The sequence below is a fragment of the Mycobacterium sp. NGS67 genome, assembly GCF_059812185.1.
In genome coordinates this window covers 107,030-122,921 of the sequence record NZ_JCALCF010000011.1, presented here as the reverse complement: position 1 = coordinate 122,921, position 15,892 = coordinate 107,030, and the positions used below count along the sequence as shown (strand labels likewise).

Below are 15,892 nucleotides of genomic sequence, written 5' to 3'. Positions count from 1 at the left end.
CGGCGTGCGTGCGGCTGTAAAACATAGCATGGCAACGGTTTTCGTCGCGGTAGCGACCCGAGCCTATCGCGTTTCCAGCCGCTCCCGGATACGCTCGGCGACGTCGCTCCAGCCAGGTTCGAGCATCATGTTGTGCCCCATGTCGAAGAACTCGGCTTCGGTCCGGTAGGCGTGCGCGGTGACGTGCACGTCCGATCGACTGACGAAGCCGTCGTGCTCGGCGCCCAGACCCTTCTCGATCACCTCAAGCATCCGTAGATCCCCGTCTCGTGCCGAGCGTGCACAGATTGCCAGAAATTGCCGCGTGTCGTCGTACAACTGTGCACGCTCGTGCCGGGCGTGTCGACACTGACCATTAGGCTGGCCCACGTGTTTGAATCGCTCTCCGACCGGTTGACCGGTGCGCTCGCGGGCTTGCGCGGCAAGGGCCGCCTGACCGACGCCGACATCGACGCCACCACCCGCGAAATCCGGCTCGCGCTGCTCGAAGCCGACGTCTCACTACCCGTGGTGCGGGCCTTCGTCCACCGGATCAAGGAACGCGCCCGCGGCCACGAGGTGTCCGGTGCGCTGAACCCGGCGCAGCAAGTCGTGAAGATCGTCAACGAGGAACTGATCGGCATCCTCGGCGGCCAGACCCGTGAGCTGGCATACGCCAAGACCCCGCCGACGGTGATCATGCTCGCCGGCCTGCAGGGCTCCGGTAAGACGACGCTGGCCGGAAAGCTGGCGTTTCGGCTGAAGAACCAAGGGCACACGCCGCTATTGGTGGCCTGCGACCTGCAGCGTCCCGCCGCGGTGAACCAGCTGCAGGTGGTCGGGCAGCGCGCCGGGGTGCCGGTATTCGCCCCACACCCGGGTGCCTCACCGGAGTCGGGACCGGGTGACCCGGTCGCCGTCGCGGCGGCGGGTATCGCCGAGGCCAAATCCAAGCACCACGACTTCGTCATCGTCGACACCGCCGGACGACTGGGCATCGATGAGGAGTTGATGGCCCAAGCCGCGGCCATCCGCGAGGCCGTCGACCCGGACGAGGTGCTGTTCGTCCTGGACGCGATGATCGGCCAGGACGCCGTGGCCACCGCGCAGGCCTTCGGCGACGGCGTCGGCTTCACCGGCGTGGTGCTGACCAAGCTGGACGGCGACGCCCGCGGCGGCGCCGCGCTGTCGGTCCGCGAAGTGACAGGTGTGCCAATCCTTTTCGCGTCGACCGGGGAGAAGTTCGAGGACTTCGACGTCTTCCACCCCGACCGGATGGCCAGCCGCATCCTAGGCATGGGCGACGTGCTCAGCCTCATCGAGCAGGCCGAGCAGGTCTTCGACGCCCAGCAGGCCGAGGCGGCCGCGGCCAAGATCGGCGCCGGCGAGCTGACCTTGGAGGACTTCCTCGAGCAGATGCTCGCGGTGCGCAAGATGGGCCCGATCGGCAATCTGCTGGGCATGCTGCCCGGCGGGGCGCAGATGAAGGACGCCTTTGCCGAGGTCGACGACAAGTCGCTGGACCGGATCCAAGCCATCATCCGCGGCATGACCCCACAGGAGCGCGCCGACCCGAAGATCATCAACGCCTCGCGACGGCTGCGGATCGCCAACGGATCGGGCGTCACCGTTTCCGAGGTGAACCAGCTCGTCGACCGCTTCTTCGAGGCCCGCAAGATGATGTCCTCGATGCTCGGCGGCATGGGCATCCCCGGGATGGGGCGCAAGTCGGCGACCCGGAAGTCCAAGGCCGCCAAGGGCAAGAAGGGCAAGAAGGGCGGTCGCGGTCCGACGCCGCCGAAAGTGCGCAGCCCGTTCGGAGCCGGGATGCCGGGCATGCCGGCCGGGTTCCCCGATCTGTCGCAGATGCCCGAGGGGCTCAACGAGCTGCCGCCGGGCCTGGCCGATTTCGACCTGTCCAAGCTGAAGTTCCCGGGTAAGGGCTAACCGCGCCGTGCGCCTGCACGTGCGAGGGCTGACGCTGCCCGACGAAGCCGTCAGCGACCTCTGGGTCGACGACGGCCACATCAGCACCGAGCCGGTGGACGGCGCCGACACGATTTTCGACGGCGGCTGGATCGTGCCCGGCTTGGTGGATCTGCACTGCCACATCGGACTCGGCGAGGACGGCGGCGTCGAACTCGACGAGGCGATCGTCCAGGCCGAGATCGAACGCGACGTCGGTGTCCTGCTGGTGCGCGACTGCGGGGTGCCCATCGACACCCGCAGCCTCGACGACCACGCTGATCTTCCCCGGATCATCCGCGCCGGACAGCATCTGGCGCTGCCCAAGCGCTACATCCCGGGCTTGTCGATCGATCTCGAAGACGAATCGCAACTGCCGGATGCGGTGGCCGAACAGGCGCGACTCGGAGACGGCTGGATCAAGCTGATCGGGGACTGGATCGACCGGGGGATCGGGGACCTCGCCCCGCTGTGGTCCGACGACATCCTCAAAGAGGCAATCGACGTCGCGCACGCCCACGGCGCACGGGTCACCGCGCACGTCTTCGGCGAAGACGCGCTACCCGGCCTGCTCAGCGCCGGCATCGACTGCATCGAACACGGCACCGGCCTCACCGACGACACCGTCGCGCTGATGCTCGAGCACGGCACCGCGCTGGTCCCCACCTTGATCAACATCGAGAACTTCCCGGGCATCGCGGACTCGGCCAGTCGCTACCCCGTCTACGCCGCGCACATGCGTGACCTGTACGCGCGAAGCACCGAACGATTCAACGCCGCCCACGAAGCCGGCGTGCCGATCTATGCCGGCAGTGACGCCGGCGGCATGATCCGGCACGGACGCGTCGCCGACGAGGTGGAGGCGCTCAAGGGCATCGGGATGAGCCCGACCGAGGCGCTGGGCGCGGCCTGCTGGGACGCCCGGCGCTGGCTGGGCCGGCCCGGACTGGACCACGGTGCATCCGCGGACCTGCTGTGCTATGCCGAGGATCCGCGTCAAGGTCCCGGTGTGCTGAGCCGGCCCGATCTGGTGATATTGCGCGGCAACGTGTTTCGGCCCAGCTGAGGATTGTCGCCGGCTGGTCGCCGAGCGGGGTTAATATCACCGGATGGCCTTGGCCAGCGGCGCGACGTTTGCCGGTCACACCGTCGTGCGGATGCTGACTTCCTCGTCGACGGGCCAGTCGTACCCGGTCGAGAGATCAGGGCTGCCCGGTTGGCAGCGGCTGAAGATACGGGCGCCGTCGCCGTGGACTACCCGAACTCCGAGGAAACGTCGATGACGACTTCGCGTCGCTGGCTGCGCCGCGGCGTGCTCGGGGTGGCCGCGGTGATCCTGGGGATCGGCCTGTTCGCCGAGGGCAAGACCGTCGGGCATCATCTGCATGCGCACCAGACCCCCGCCGCCGACCAGTCGACGGGTGCAGTGGCGACGCCTGCTCCCGGAACGCCGTTGTCGTCCGGGACCTACCGCCTCGAGCTGCGGCGCTCCGCGCAGACATTCGACGGCAGACCTGATCCGCAGCCCCCGGACGTCACGACCTGGTGGGCCATCCGGTCGTCGTGCTCCGCTACTTGCCTGGCCGCGGCGACACTGCTCGACAGCAGCGAGCACACCCGGGAGATGTCGCCCGGCGTGCACCCGCTGATCCTGGAATTCGGCGACGGGCAGTGGCGGTCCCGTCCGGAAACCAACGGTTTCCCGTGCGTCGCGGCCAGCGGCTCCGCGAGTACCCAGACCACCGAGCAGGTGCTGTCGCTGCGCCCGCAACCGCACGGCGAACTCGTCGGCGAAATGGTCGTCTCGGTCCAGACCGACGAATGCGGCCAGAAAGGTGGCGTCATCCGCGTCCCTGCCGCGATCACCCGCAGCGGGGAGATACCACCGGAAGTCGACGTGCCCGATCCGGCCCAGATCCCCGGCGCGACCGGTGCGCCGCCGACCGGCACCAAACCCGGCTCGAAACCGGGAGGCTGAAGCCGGGAAAAGATTGCGAGTGATCGCTATCTATGTTAGCGTTCGGGCCGGCCCACGACTTGGAGGAACAGTGACCTACGACGTGATCATCCGCGACGGCCTGTGGTTCGACGGCACCGGCGCGAAGCCCAAGACCCGGACGCTGGGCATCCGGGACGGTGTCGTGGCCACGGTGTCGGCCACCCCGTTGGACGAGACCGGATGCCCCGAGGTGATCGACGCGGGCGGGAAGTGGGTGCTGCCCGGATTCATCGACGTGCACACCCACTACGACGCCGAGATCCTGCTCGACCCGGGCCTGCGCGAGTCGGTGCGGCACGGGGTCACCACTCTGATGCTGGGCAACTGTTCGCTGTCGACGGTCTACGCGGATTCGGAGGACGCCGCCGACCTGTTCAGTCGGGTCGAGGCGGTGCCGCGTGACTTTGTACTCGGCGCTCTGGAGAACAACAGGACGTGGTCGACGCCCGCGGAGTACATCGAGAAGCTCGACGCCCTGCCGCTGGGTCCCAATATCAGTTCGATGCTTGGTCATTCGGACTTGCGCACCTCGGTGCTGGGCCTCGAACGCGCCACCGACGAGACGGTGCGGCCGACCGACGCCGAGCTGGAGAAGATGGCCAAACTGCTCGACCAAGCGCTGGACGCCGGGATGCTGGGCATGTCCGGCATGGACGCGCCGATCGACAAGCTCGACGGGGAGCGCTTCCGCTCCCGCGCGCTGCCGTCGACCTTCGCGACCTGGCGGGAACGGCGCCGGTTGATCGCAGTGTTACGCAAACGCGGCCGCATCCTGCAGAGCGCGCCCAATGTCAACAGCCCGCTGTCGCCGTTCATGTTCTTCCTGACCAGCAGCCGAATCCTCAACCGCAGCAAGGGTGTTCGGATGAGCATGCTGGTCTCGGCCGACGCCAAGTCGATGCCGATGGGCGTGCACATCTTCGGGCGCGGTACCCGGTTGCTGAACAGGCTGCTCGGCTCCAGCGTGCGTTTCCAGCACCTGCCCGTGCCGTTCGAGTTGTATTCCGACGGAATCGATCTGCCGGTGTTCGAGGAGTTCGGTGCCGGCACCGCCGCCCTGCATCTTCGTGATCAACTGCAACGCAACGAGCTGCTGGCCGACGAGTCCTACCGGCGCCGGTTCCGCCGTCAGTTCGACCGCAAGAAGCTCGGTCCGTCGTTGTGGCACCGCGACTTCCACGACGCGGTGATCGTCGAATGCCCCGACAAGACGTTGGTAGGCAAGAGCTTTGGTGCGATCGCCGACGAACGTGGACTGCACCCGCTGGACGCTTTCCTGGACATCCTGGTCGAGAACGGGGAGCGCAACGTGCGCTGGACGACCGTCGTCGCTAATCACCGTCCCAAGCAACTGAACAAGCTGGCCGCCGACCCGAGCGTGCACATGGGGTTCTCCGACGCCGGTGCGCACCTGCGCAATATGGCCTTCTACAACTTCCCGCTGCGGTTGCTCAAGCGAACGCGGGACGCGTTGCAGGCGGGCAAGCCGTTCCTGAGCGTGGAGCGCGCGGTGTACCGGCTCACGGCCGAAGTCGCCGAGTGGTTTGGCATCAACGCCGGCACGCTGCGCGAAGGCGACCGGGCAGACTTCGTGGTCATCGACCCCGCCCACCTCGACGACTCGGTGGACAGCTACAACGAGGAGGCGGTCCCGTTCTACGGCGGCCTGCGACGGATGGTCAACCGCAACGATGCGACCGTCGTCGCGACGGGGGTCGGAGGTGCCGTGGTCTTCCGCGACGGCGAGTTCTGCGAGGGCTACGGCCAGACCGTGAAGTCGGGCCGCTACCTGCGCGCCGGCGAGCGGCAGGCGGCGCTGGCGAGCGTGCCCGCCTAGATGGCCAGGACTCAGCAGCAGCGCCGTGAGGAGACCGTCGGCCGGCTTCTGGATGCCTGCATCGACACCATCATCGAGTCCGGCTACGCCCGGGCCTCGGCTGCGGTGATCACCAAACGCGCCGGGGTGTCGGTGGGCGCGCTGTTCCGCCACTTCGAAACGATGGGCGACTTCATGGCGGCCACCGCGTCGGAGGTGTTGCGGCGACAGATCGAGTCGTTCACCAAGCAGGTCGCCGAGATACCGGCCGAGCGGCCGGCGCTGGAGGCGGCGCTGACGATCCTGCGCGACATCACCGCCGGCCCCGTCAACGCCGTGCTCTACGAGCTGATGATCGCCGCTCGCACCGACGAAAAGCTGCGGGCAACGTTGCAGCACGAACTCTGGCAATACCGGTCCAAGATGTACGAGGCGGCGCGGGCGATGCCCGGGACCGGGGACGTTCCCGAGGACACACTTCCGGTCCTGGTGGCGTTGCTGACCAATACCTTCGACGGTGCCGCGGTGGTGGAAGGCGTTCTGCCGCAACCCGAGATCGCCGAGCGCCGGATTCCGGTGCTGACCAAGCTTTTCGGTGCGGCCTGGCCCTGAGCGCGAGCAGACACAAAAGCCCCGGTTTCGTGCCGAAACCAGGGGCTTTTGTGTCTGCTCGCGGTGCTAAAGCGAGCCGATGCCGGCCTGCGGACCGAGCGCGAATCCCCAGTCGAACAGGCTGGCCGCCTGATCCCAGTAGGTCGGCCCGCCGGCGTGCACCAGGCCGTACATCATCGCGATCACGAGGCGACGGCCGCCGCGCGCGGCCGCGCCGACGAATGTCTTGCGGGCGGCGTTGGTGAAGCCGGTCTTGCCGCCGATCGCGCCGGGGTAGCGGGTCAGCAACTCGTCCTGGTTGAGGATCGGCTGGTCGCCGTTCTCGGTGGGGAACATGGCCGACGGCTCGGCGGTGATGTGCGCGAACGTCGGGTTGGCCATCGCCGCGCGGAAGATGACGGCGAGGTCATGTGCCGTCGACCAGCCGGAGCCGTCGGGCCCGTCCAGCCCGGAAGGTGTCGCGGCGCGGGTGTTGCCCGCCCCCAGCGACGCCGCTTTGGCGTTCATCTTGCCCACCGCGGCCTCCTGACCGCCCAGCATGTGCGCCAGCGTGTTGGCGGCGTCGTTCCCCGACACCAGCAGCAGACCGTCGAGCAGTTGGCGTGCGGTGTAACTGCGTCCGGCTCTGACGCCGGCGCAGTTGCATTCGACCGCCGTGTCCTGCGAATCAGCGACGACCGACGAGTTCAGGTCCAGCTCGTCGAGCGCCACGAGCGCCAGCAGTACCTTGATGGTGCTCGCCGGAGCGTGCGCGACGTTCTGGTCGCGGCCGGCCAGGATCTGCCCGCTGTCGAGGTCGGCCACGATCCAGGTCTGCGCCGGACCGTCCGGGATCGGCACCGACCCGGCAGCCTGCTGCACGTCGGTGTCCGCGTTGGACACCGGGGCACTACAGAACACCAACAGCGCGGCGGCCGCAGCCAAGAGCTTTCGCATGGGCGCTGAGTTTAACGGCGCGATGGCGGGGTGTTGAATCGTTTGCATGCTGAGCCTGGCCGAAATTTCCGACCGTCTGGAGATTCAACAGCTGCTGGTGGATTACAGCACAGCCATCGACCAACGTCGCTTCGACGACCTGGACAACGTCTTCACCCCGGACGCCTACATCGACTACCGCGAACTCGGCGGCATCGACGGTCCGTATCCAAAGGTGAAGAAGTGGCTGTCGGACGTGCTGCCCAATTTCCCGGCCTATTCGCACATGCTCGGCAACTTCTCGGTCCGCATCGACGGGGACACCGCATCCTCGCGGGTGATCTGCTTCAACCCGATGGTGCTCGGTGGCGAGCAGGACCAGATCCTGTTCTGCGGGCTCTGGTACGACGACGAGTTCGTGCGCACCCCGCAAGGCTGGCGGATGACGCGGCGCGTCGAGACCAAGACTTTTCAGAAGGTCATGTAAGCGAATTTCCGCGCGGGCATGGCTTTCTGGCACAATGGGCGGCTGTCCGTCGCGCGACCAAGGTCGTGCCCCGGTCATACACGCGAGGCAAAACCGGACCCGGGCATCCCGCCCCGGTCGCTGAATTGCAGCGTGACACCCACAGGAGTTCAGTCATGGCTGTCAAGATCAAGCTCACCCGGCTTGGCAAGATCCGCAACCCCCAGTACCGCGTGGCCGTCGCCGATGCGCGCACCCGCCGCGACGGCCGCTCCATCGAGGTCATCGGCCGCTACCACCCCAAAGAAGAGCCGAGCCTGATCGAGATCGACTCCGAGCGCGCGCAGTACTGGCTGTCCGTGGGCGCCCAGCCCACCGAGCCCGTCCTCAAGCTGCTCAAGATCACCGGTGACTGGCAGAAGTTCAAAGGCCTGCCCGGCGCCGAGGGCCGGCTGAAGGTCAAGCCCGCCAAGCCCAGCAAGCTCGAGCTGTTCAACGCCGCGCTGGCCGAGGCTGACGGCGGGCCCACCACCGAGGCCACCAAGCCGAAGAAGAAGTCCGCGCCCAAGAAGGCCGCCAAGGGTGACGAGGCCGCCGAGACCGGCGCGGAGAAGGCGGCCGCCACCGCCGAGTCCGAGCAGGGCGAGCAGTCCGTGCCGGCCGAGCCCGCCACCGAGAGCTGAGCCCGGTGAGCACCGTCGTGGTCGACGCCGTCGAGCACCTGGTCCGCGGCATCGTCGACAACCCTGACGACGTGCGGGTCGACCTGGTCACCAGCCGTCGGGGACGCACCGTAGAGGTCCACGTCCACCCCGACGACCTGGGCAAGGTGATCGGTCGTGGAGGACGCACCGCCACCGCGCTGCGCACGCTGGTCGCCGGAATCGGTGGCCGCGGCATCCGCGTCGACGTGGTGGACACCGACCAGTAGCACCCGTGGAGCTGATCGTCGGGCGCGTGGCCAAGGCCCACGGGATCACCGGCGAGGTCGTGGTCGACGTTCGCACCGACGATCCCGACACCCGGTTCGCACCGGGCAGCAGGTTGCGCGCCAAGAAACCGCGCGATGCTGCTCCTACGCGCAGCTATGTCGTCGAGGGTGCGCGCCCGCACGGTGCCCGGTTGCTGGTGCGGTTGGCCGGCGTCACCGACCGGGACGGCGCCGATGCGTTGCGAGGCAGCCTGTTCGTCATCGACTCCGACGAACTGCCCCCGATCGACGAGCCGGACACCTATTACGACCATCAGCTGGAGGGTCTGCGGGTGACGACGACGGCCGGGCGCGAGGTCGGCGTCGTCGCCGAGGTGCTGCACACCGCGGGCGCCGAGTTGTTGGCCGTCAAGGGCGATTCCGGTGAGGTACTGGTGCCGTTCGTCAGCGCGATCGTCACCTCGGTGTCGCTGCAGGACGGCACCCTGGAGATCGAGCCGCCCGACGGTCTGCTGGATCTCGGCTGACAGGGCACGTGTCGACGTGAGAATCGATATAGTCACGATCTTCCCGGCCTATCTGGACCCGCTGCGGGAATCGTTGCCCGGCAAGGCAATCGCGTCTGGACTGGTGGATTTGCGGGTGCACGACCTGCGGCGCTGGACCCATGACGTGCACCACTCGGTGGACGATGCGCCCTACGGCGGCGGCCCCGGGATGGTCATGCGAGCGCCGGTATGGGGCGATGCGCTGGACGAAATCTGTTCGGCGGAAACGCTATTGGTGGTTCCCACCCCCGCCGGGAGACTGTTCGATCAGCCCACCGCGCAGCGCTGGAGCACCGAGGGTCATCTGGTGTTCGCCTGCGGCCGATACGAGGGAATCGACCAGCGCGTGGTGCAGGACTCAGCCCGCCGGATGCGCGTCGAAGAGGTGTCGATCGGCGATTACGTGCTGCCCGGCGGCGAGTCGGCGGCACTGGTGATGATCGAGGCCGTGCTGCGGTTGCTGACCGGAGTGCTGGGCAATCCGGCGTCGCATCAACATGATTCGCATTCGTCGGCGCTGGACGGGTTGTTGGAGGGGCCGAGCTACACCCGCCCGCCGAGCTGGCGTGGACTGGACGTTCCGCAGATTCTGCTCTCCGGGGACCATGCCCGCATCGCCGCCTGGCGGCGGGAGGTGTCGCTGCAACGCACCCGCGAGCGCCGTCCGGAACTCCTGGAGTGAGCCCGCCCCTTCGCGCCGCGAGCAGACAGAGAATCGCACGAAACGGGCGATCTGAATGCGATTCTGCGTCTGCTCGCGCAACAAAGGTTAGATGCGGCCGTTGGGGAAGATCGTCTTGACGGCCTGGGTGATCGTGTCGCGGGCGGTGGCGTCGTCGGAGGGCTGCAGCGACTCGATCACCATGATGTAGCGGCGGTCCGCTCCGATCACCCCGGTGGACAGATGCATCCAATCGGCGCCGATGCAGCACATCCAACCTTGCTTGACCGCGACGGGCTCGGCATACAAGCCGTCCGGTATCCCGAATCGCTGCGGGTAGCCGTCGATGCCAGTGGGGGTGGACCGGGCCAGATTGTTGAGGATGAGCCGGGAGCGGTCCGACGGCAGCCCGCCCGAACCGTCCAGCAGCCCCTCGTAGTAGTGGATCAGGTCGTTGGCCGAGCTGATGGTGTTCCACCACCGTCCGTCGCTGGGCGGAGTGGTCGAGGTCAGCCCGTAGCGGTTGGCGACCGTGGTGACGATGGCATCGCCGCCGTCCTGGCCCCAGAACCGCTCGGCCGCATCGTCATCGGACGACTGCAGCATCACGTCCAGCGCACGGTGGTCGTCGGGGGACAGCACCGCACGGCCCTCGGACTCCCGCAGCAGCAACTCGTCGGCGATGAACAGTTTCGCCACTGACGCGGTGGCGATGATCTGGTCGTTGCCGTTGGAGACCGACTGATGCGTGACTCGGTCGAGGATGGCCACCGAAAGCGTCGCACCGCTGACCGCGGCCTGAGCGGTGGCCTGCTGCACGCGCGCCTGCACCCCGGTCAGTCCGCTGGGTCCGACGAGGTTCGGCAACGCCAGCGGCGTCCCGGTCGGTGTGATGGCCCGCAGCAGCAACTCCACCAACTGCGGTTGCGGTTGGGGGTGCTGCTCGGACACCGACGGCGCGGCGGAGTTGAACGCATTGGCGTGCACGGTCGCCTCGCACCCGGCCACCACCACCAACGCCGCTGCCGCCGCGGCGGTCAGCATGGTCAGCGGACGGGCTCGCATGGCGCTCCTCCTGGCGTCCCGTGGGCGTCTGTGTGGCCGGGCTGCCGCGTCGTGAAGCCGAGGTTTGCGATCTCGTCCAGGTATTGATTCGGCGCGGTTAGAACCCCAGTCATATGTACCATTTGCAGGCGCTTCGGCGCGGGCGCGAACCACTACAGTTTCCTGTGATTTTCACTGCATGCGCACCATCTGGCACAATTGGGCGGTTGTCTCCGGTGGCCGTCGGAAGGCGCGTGCCTACCGCCTGCCGCGAGACGCGACTAAGAAGCCCGAAAACCATCGGCTTGGTGACCGCCGCACGTCCGCGTGCGGATGGTCTAACCCAGGCCGCGACCCCGAGGAAGTGTCTCTCCCATGAACAGGCTGGACTTCGTCGACCAGGCGTCGCTGCGCGACGACATCCCCGCCTTCCACCCCGGCGACACCATCAACGTGCACGTCAAGGTCATCGAGGGCGCCAAGGAACGTATCCAGGTGTTCAAGGGCGTGGTGATCCGCCGCTCCGGTGGCGGCATCCGCGAGACGTTCACGGTGCGCAAGGAGAGCTACGGCGTCGGCGTCGAACGCACCTTCCCGGTGCATTCGCCCAACATCGACCACATCGAGGTGGTGACCCGCGGCGACGTCCGTCGGGCCAAGTTGTACTACCTGCGTGAGCTGCGCGGCAAGAAGGCCAAGATCAAGGAGAAGCGCTGACCGCGCACGCCCCGGTTGGGTCCCGGCGTCCGCAGCCGCCCGCACGGTGCTGGCTACGCTGATCTCGTGACTGACACTGAGGGATCTCCTTCGGAGGACTCGCATTCCGAGCGCCGGCCTGACGCTGCGCCGCCGGAGTCGCAGCCGCGCGTCACCAGCGAAGCCGAAACGCCGGACGACGACGAGGTCGTCGCCTCCGATTCCGAGGAAGGCGAAGCCAAGCCGAAGCGCTCGACGCTGCGGGAACTCGCCACACTGGCCGTCATCGCGCTCACCCTTTACTACGTCATGCTGACGTTCGTCGCGCGTCCGTACCTGATCCCGTCGGAGTCGATGGAACCGACCCTGCACGGCTGCTCCACGTGCGTCGGCGACCGCATCATGGTCGACAAACTCAGCTACCGCTTCGGCGAGCCGAAACCCGGCGACGTGATCGTCTTCAAGGGTCCGCCGTCGTGGAACATCGGATACAAGTCGATCCGCTCGCACAACACCCTGGTGCGCTGGGTGCAGAATGCGCTGTCCTTCATCGGCTTCGTGCCGCCCGACGAGAACGATTTGGTCAAGCGGGTGATCGCGGTCGGCGGACAGACCGTTCAGTGCCACGAAGACACCGGCCTGACCGTCAACGGCAAGCCGCTCAAGGAGCCGTATCTGGACGCCAACACGATGATGATCTCGCCGTACCAGCAGGCGTACCGGTGCCTGGGCAGCGAATTCGGGCCGGTCACGGTGCCGCCGGGACGGCTCTGGGTGATGGGTGACAACCGGACCCACTCGGCGGACTCGCGGGCGCACTGTCCGATGCAGTGCACGGGCGACCCGACGGCGGGAACAGTGCCGGTCGACAATGTCATCGGCAAGGCCAGGTTCATCGTGTGGCCGCCGCAGCGGTGGGGTGGCGTGGGTTCGGTGAACCCTCAGCAAGGTCAGTAGCCATGGCCACGACTTGGCCGCCACGGACGGTGATCCGCAAATCGTCAGGATTGCGCACCCTGGAATCCGCGCTGCACCGCAGCGGTCTGGGTCCGGTTGCCGGGGTGGACGAGGTAGGGCGTGGTGCCTGCGCCGGCCCGCTCGTCGTGGCGGCCTGCGTGCTGGGTCCGAACCGCCTGGAAAGCCTTGCCGCTCTTGACGATTCGAAGAAGCTGACAGAGAAGGCGCGGGAGAAGCTGTTCCCGTTGATCCGTCGGTATGCCCTCGCCTATCACGTGGTGTTCATTCCCTCGACCGAGGTCGACCGCCGCGGGGTGCACGTGGCCAACATCGAGGGCATGCGGCGCGCGGTCGCGGGGTTGTCGGTGCGGCCGGGTTATGTGCTGAGCGACGGTTTCCGGGTGCCCGGGTTGGCGGTGCCGTCGCTGCCGGTGGTCGGCGGCGACGCGGCGGCGGCCTGCATCGCCGCGGCCAGTGTGCTGGCCAAGGTCAGCCGGGATCGGTTGATGGTCGCGATGGACGCCGATCATCCCGGCTACGGCTTCGCCGAGCACAAGGGCTACAGCACGCCCGCGCACAGTCGCGCGTTGAGCCGCCTCGGGCCGTGTCCCGAGCACCGCCGTTCGTTCATCAACGTGCGGCGGGTCGCGACCGTGCTCGGCTCCGGCGGTCCGGGCGAGGGCGCCGTTTACGAGTGCGCAAAGATGGGGCAAGAGTTGCGGGAAAAGGACGTCTGAACAGATGAGTGCAGAAGATCTCGAAAAGTACGAAACCGAGATGGAGCTCTCGCTTTACCGCGAATACAAGGACATCGTCGGTCAGTTCAGCTACGTCGTGGAAACCGAGCGGCGCTTCTATCTGGCCAACAGTGTCGAGATGGCGCCGCGCAACGCCGACGGCGAGGTGTACTTCGAGCTACGCCTGGCCGACGCGTGGGTCTGGGACATGTACCGGCCGGCCCGGTTCGTCAAACAGGTGCGGGTGGTGACGTTCAAAGACGTCAACATCGAAGAGGTCGAAAAGCCCGAACTGCGGCTGCCGGAGTAGTCAGTCCTGCCCCGGCGGCAGCTGACCGCGGGCATCGATGACCCTGCGCGCGACGTCGGCGAGCTTGATGTTCAGTCCCTGCGAGTGCCGTCGCAACAGGTCGAACGCCTGATCCTCGTTCATCTCGTGCAGCATCATCAGCATGCCGACCGCCTTGCCGATCTCCCGGTTGCTCAGCAGGCCCCGGCGCAGGCTCGAGGCGTCTTCGCCTTGTGCGACCGCGTTGATGGCCACGCTGGCGAACGAGGCCAGCACCGCGGCCCGTCCCGCCGATTCGGAGTCGAACAGGTTGGGTGTTTCGCTGAACAGGTTGAGCGCCGCCACCTTGCGCTTGTCGATCAGCAGCCGAAATCCCATCGCACCGCGCACCGGCGTCTCGGCGACCAGACGGGCCGCGAGTGCCGGCCACAAGGTCGGCGTGGCCAGATCGGGTTCGATCTGCGGCGTCTCCTCCTCGATCGCGTCGATACAGGGGCCGTCACCGGCACGTCGTTCCAGGTCGTCGATGTGGTGGGCGAGACGACTGCTCGCCCCGACCGTCACGTACTGGTCGTCGCGCTTCATCAGCATGCTGGCGTGATCACATCCCGGCACGATCAAGGTGGCCGCCACGCAGATGGCCGCATACATCTGCTTCGCATCCGAACCCTGGTAGATGATCTCGGCCAGGGCGGCGAACACGGTGGCGGGATCAGCCGTCAACGCGCCGGGTGCCGAGCTGTCGGCCCTCGATTCGTCTGCCACGTCCATACCGTCCTTCGAAGCGCTGGGACGGCCGTAGGCTATCGGAGTCGTCATGCGGGTCACACACCTACGGCACGTTCGAGATCTTTCAGTGACGTCTCCAGGTGACTCAGCATGCGTTGCAGATGCGGCACGCTGCCCCTGGCGCCCACCAGACCAAAATCAAGATTCTCGCCGTTGTTGGTCACGGTGATGTTCATGGCCTGGCCGTCCAGGGTGATCGACAACGGGTAGTTGCCGACCAGCTGCGCACCGCGCCAGTACAACGAATCCTTCGACCCCGGCACGTTGGATATCACAATATTGAACGGCGGTGGGGCGGTGCGGATGAATCCCGGAATCAGTCCGAGGAAGAGTCCTCCGGTCAGAAACGCCGACAGAGCGAGCTGTTGGACCTGGGGAAGCTCCATGAACAGCTGCTTCTGCTCGCGCATCGAGGAACTGATCCCTTCGAAGCGTTTGCCCGCGTCCTCGAGGTCGGTGTTCAGGTTGCACAACACGGTGCCCACCGCGTTCCCGCTGCCTTCGGCGTCGGATTCCTTGCGCAGGCTCACCGGGACCATCGCGATCAGCGGCGCATCGGGAAGCGCGTCCTGTTCGAGCAGATAGCTCCGCAGCGCACCCGCGGACATCGCCAACACCACGTCGTTGAAGGTGGCGTTGGCGGCGTCCTTGACCGCGAAGAGCCGCTCCAGCGACCACGACTGGGCGGCAATGCGCCGAGCGCCGCCGATCCTGACGTTGAACATGGTCTTGGGCGCCCGGAACGGAAACGTCAGTTGTTGTTCGAGCAACGCCGCGCGCGCCAGGGACAGCGTCGACGGCGCCAAAGCCGCGGTCGAGCCGATCGCGCCGGTCAGCTTCTGCAGCGGCGAGGATCCGCCGTCGCTGTCCGGCTTGTGGCGCGGTTTGAGCTCCCAGGGCACCCGGACTTCGTCGTCGCCCGGGTCGTCGGTGAACGCGCGCTGCATCATCCGCAGCGCGGACACGCCGTCCATCAGCGAATGGTGGAACTTCGTGTAGACCGCGTAGCGCCCGTCGTTGAGGCCCTCGACCAGATGCGCCTCCCATAAGGGGCGGTGGCGGTCGAGCAGACTGCCGTGCAAGCGCGAGCACAGTTCCAGCAACTCGCGGACCCGGCCGGGCCGAGGGAGGGCGGAGCGGCGGAAGTGGTAATCGAGTTCGACGTCCTGGTCGATCGCCCAAGCGAGATTGGTGAGCGGGCCGGCGAAAGCCGGATGCTTGCGGAAGGTGGGCTGGATGTCGGTGCAGGCCAGCATCGACTCGTACGCCTCGGTCACAAAGTCGTCATCGGCTCCCTCCGGCGGCTTGAAGAGCTGCAGAGCACCGACGTGCATCGGGTGTTCGCGTGACTCGCCAACCAGGAACATCGAATCGGTCGGTGCGATCAGCTTCATGGCTCCTCTTTCGCTGCCAGATGACATGAACCCGCTATGAATAGCCAGGTGTTGCGAATTGCACACATTCGGTGACTTATCGCCTCCGGGCGTT

The 15,892-nt window shown here is 67.0% G+C and carries 17 protein-coding genes and 2 pseudogenes; 14 read left to right on the top strand and 5 right to left on the bottom strand.

Annotation, left to right across the window (positions count from 1 at the left end; genetic code table 11):
- Positions 1-63: 63 nt before the first annotated feature.
- Positions 64-228, bottom strand: a pseudogene (locus AC5Y4D_RS12940) (alpha/beta hydrolase); the annotation flags it as partial.
- Positions 229-369: 141 nt separating this feature from the next.
- Here AC5Y4D_RS12940 and ffh point away from each other — a divergent pair.
- The 5 genes and pseudogenes from ffh (at position 370) to AC5Y4D_RS12915 (ending at position 6,371) form a co-directional block, all read left to right on the top strand.
- The gene (gene ffh, locus AC5Y4D_RS12935; RefSeq protein WP_500037336.1) at positions 370-1,926 is read left to right on the top strand and encodes a signal recognition particle protein; all 1,557 of its coding nucleotides are present in this window, start codon (positions 370-372) and stop codon (positions 1,924-1,926) included.
- Between the two features lie 7 nt (positions 1,927-1,933).
- Positions 1,934-3,010: a metal-dependent hydrolase family protein gene (locus AC5Y4D_RS12930; RefSeq protein ID WP_500037335.1), complete on the top strand. Its 1,077-nt coding sequence runs from the start codon at positions 1,934-1,936 to the stop codon at positions 3,008-3,010.
- Between the two features lie 213 nt (positions 3,011-3,223).
- Positions 3,224-3,922, top strand: a complete 699-nt coding sequence (locus tag AC5Y4D_RS12925; RefSeq protein WP_500037334.1) for an Rv2253/PknI dimerization domain-containing protein — start codon at positions 3,224-3,226, stop codon at positions 3,920-3,922.
- A gap of 32 nt (positions 3,923-3,954) precedes the next feature.
- A pseudogene (locus AC5Y4D_RS12920) lies at positions 3,955-5,780 on the top strand (N-acyl-D-amino-acid deacylase family protein).
- Positions 5,781-6,371: a TetR/AcrR family transcriptional regulator gene (locus AC5Y4D_RS12915; RefSeq protein ID WP_500037333.1), complete on the top strand. Its 591-nt coding sequence runs from the start codon at positions 5,781-5,783 to the stop codon at positions 6,369-6,371.
- A 66-nt stretch (positions 6,372-6,437) separates the two neighbouring features.
- On the opposite strand, the gene AC5Y4D_RS12910 is transcribed toward AC5Y4D_RS12915, so the two are convergent.
- Entirely contained in the window at positions 6,438-7,307 is an 870-nt protein-coding gene (locus AC5Y4D_RS12910; protein ID WP_500037332.1) for a D-alanyl-D-alanine carboxypeptidase family protein, read from the bottom strand.
- Positions 7,308-7,353: 46 nt separating this feature from the next.
- On the opposite strand from AC5Y4D_RS12910, the gene AC5Y4D_RS12905 reads away from it, so the two are divergent.
- The 5 genes from AC5Y4D_RS12905 to trmD all read left to right on the top strand — a co-directional run bounded on the left by AC5Y4D_RS12905 (position 7,354) and on the right by trmD (position 9,913).
- Positions 7,354-7,773, top strand: a complete 420-nt coding sequence (locus tag AC5Y4D_RS12905) for a nuclear transport factor 2 family protein (protein ID WP_499942110.1) — start codon at positions 7,354-7,356, stop codon at positions 7,771-7,773.
- 155 nt (positions 7,774-7,928) lie between these two features.
- Complete coding sequence (gene rpsP, locus AC5Y4D_RS12900) at positions 7,929-8,435, top strand: 30S ribosomal protein S16 (protein WP_499942112.1); 507 nt, start codon at positions 7,929-7,931, stop codon at positions 8,433-8,435.
- Between the two features lie 5 nt (positions 8,436-8,440).
- Positions 8,441-8,683 carry an RNA-binding protein gene (locus AC5Y4D_RS12895; RefSeq protein ID WP_036354608.1) on the top strand — a complete coding sequence of 81 codons (243 nt, stop codon included), beginning with the start codon at positions 8,441-8,443 and terminating at the stop codon, positions 8,681-8,683.
- Between the two features lie 5 nt (positions 8,684-8,688).
- Entirely contained in the window at positions 8,689-9,210 is a 522-nt protein-coding gene (gene rimM, locus AC5Y4D_RS12890) for a ribosome maturation factor RimM (RefSeq protein WP_499942114.1), read from the top strand.
- 16 nt (positions 9,211-9,226) lie between these two features.
- Complete coding sequence (trmD, locus tag AC5Y4D_RS12885) at positions 9,227-9,913, top strand: tRNA (guanosine(37)-N1)-methyltransferase TrmD (RefSeq protein WP_500037331.1); 687 nt, start codon at positions 9,227-9,229, stop codon at positions 9,911-9,913.
- Between the two features lie 87 nt (positions 9,914-10,000).
- Here trmD and AC5Y4D_RS12880 read toward each other — a convergent pair whose 3' ends face one another.
- The gene (locus AC5Y4D_RS12880; protein ID WP_500037330.1) at positions 10,001-10,957 is read right to left on the bottom strand and encodes a serine hydrolase; all 957 of its coding nucleotides are present in this window, start codon (positions 10,955-10,957) and stop codon (positions 10,001-10,003) included.
- Between the two features lie 354 nt (positions 10,958-11,311).
- Here AC5Y4D_RS12880 and rplS point away from each other — a divergent pair, with 354 nt between their 5' ends.
- From rplS to AC5Y4D_RS12860, 4 genes are all read left to right on the top strand, one after another.
- Positions 11,312-11,653 (top strand): 50S ribosomal protein L19, encoded by a 342-nt coding sequence (rplS, locus tag AC5Y4D_RS12875; protein ID WP_499942120.1) that lies wholly within the window; start codon positions 11,312-11,314, stop codon positions 11,651-11,653.
- A 66-nt stretch (positions 11,654-11,719) separates the two neighbouring features.
- Complete coding sequence (gene lepB, locus AC5Y4D_RS12870; RefSeq protein WP_499942122.1) at positions 11,720-12,589, top strand: signal peptidase I; 870 nt, start codon at positions 11,720-11,722, stop codon at positions 12,587-12,589.
- 2 nt (positions 12,590-12,591) lie between these two features.
- The gene (locus tag AC5Y4D_RS12865; protein ID WP_499942124.1) at positions 12,592-13,326 is read left to right on the top strand and encodes a ribonuclease HII; all 735 of its coding nucleotides are present in this window, start codon (positions 12,592-12,594) and stop codon (positions 13,324-13,326) included.
- A gap of 4 nt (positions 13,327-13,330) precedes the next feature.
- Positions 13,331-13,636, top strand: a complete 306-nt coding sequence (locus tag AC5Y4D_RS12860) for a DUF2469 domain-containing protein (RefSeq protein WP_500037329.1) — start codon at positions 13,331-13,333, stop codon at positions 13,634-13,636.
- Here the strand turns inward: AC5Y4D_RS12860 and AC5Y4D_RS12855 are convergent, their stop codons facing one another.
- Together AC5Y4D_RS12855 and AC5Y4D_RS12850 are read right to left on the bottom strand one after the other, a co-directional pair.
- On the bottom strand, positions 13,637-14,386 hold the full coding sequence (locus tag AC5Y4D_RS12855; RefSeq protein WP_499942368.1) for a GAF and ANTAR domain-containing protein: 750 nt from the start codon (positions 14,384-14,386) through the stop codon (positions 13,637-13,639).
- Between the two features lie 53 nt (positions 14,387-14,439).
- On the bottom strand, positions 14,440-15,798 hold the full coding sequence (locus AC5Y4D_RS12850) for a WS/DGAT/MGAT family O-acyltransferase (protein WP_499942126.1): 1,359 nt from the start codon (positions 15,796-15,798) through the stop codon (positions 14,440-14,442).
- Positions 15,799-15,892 lie beyond the last annotated feature (94 nt).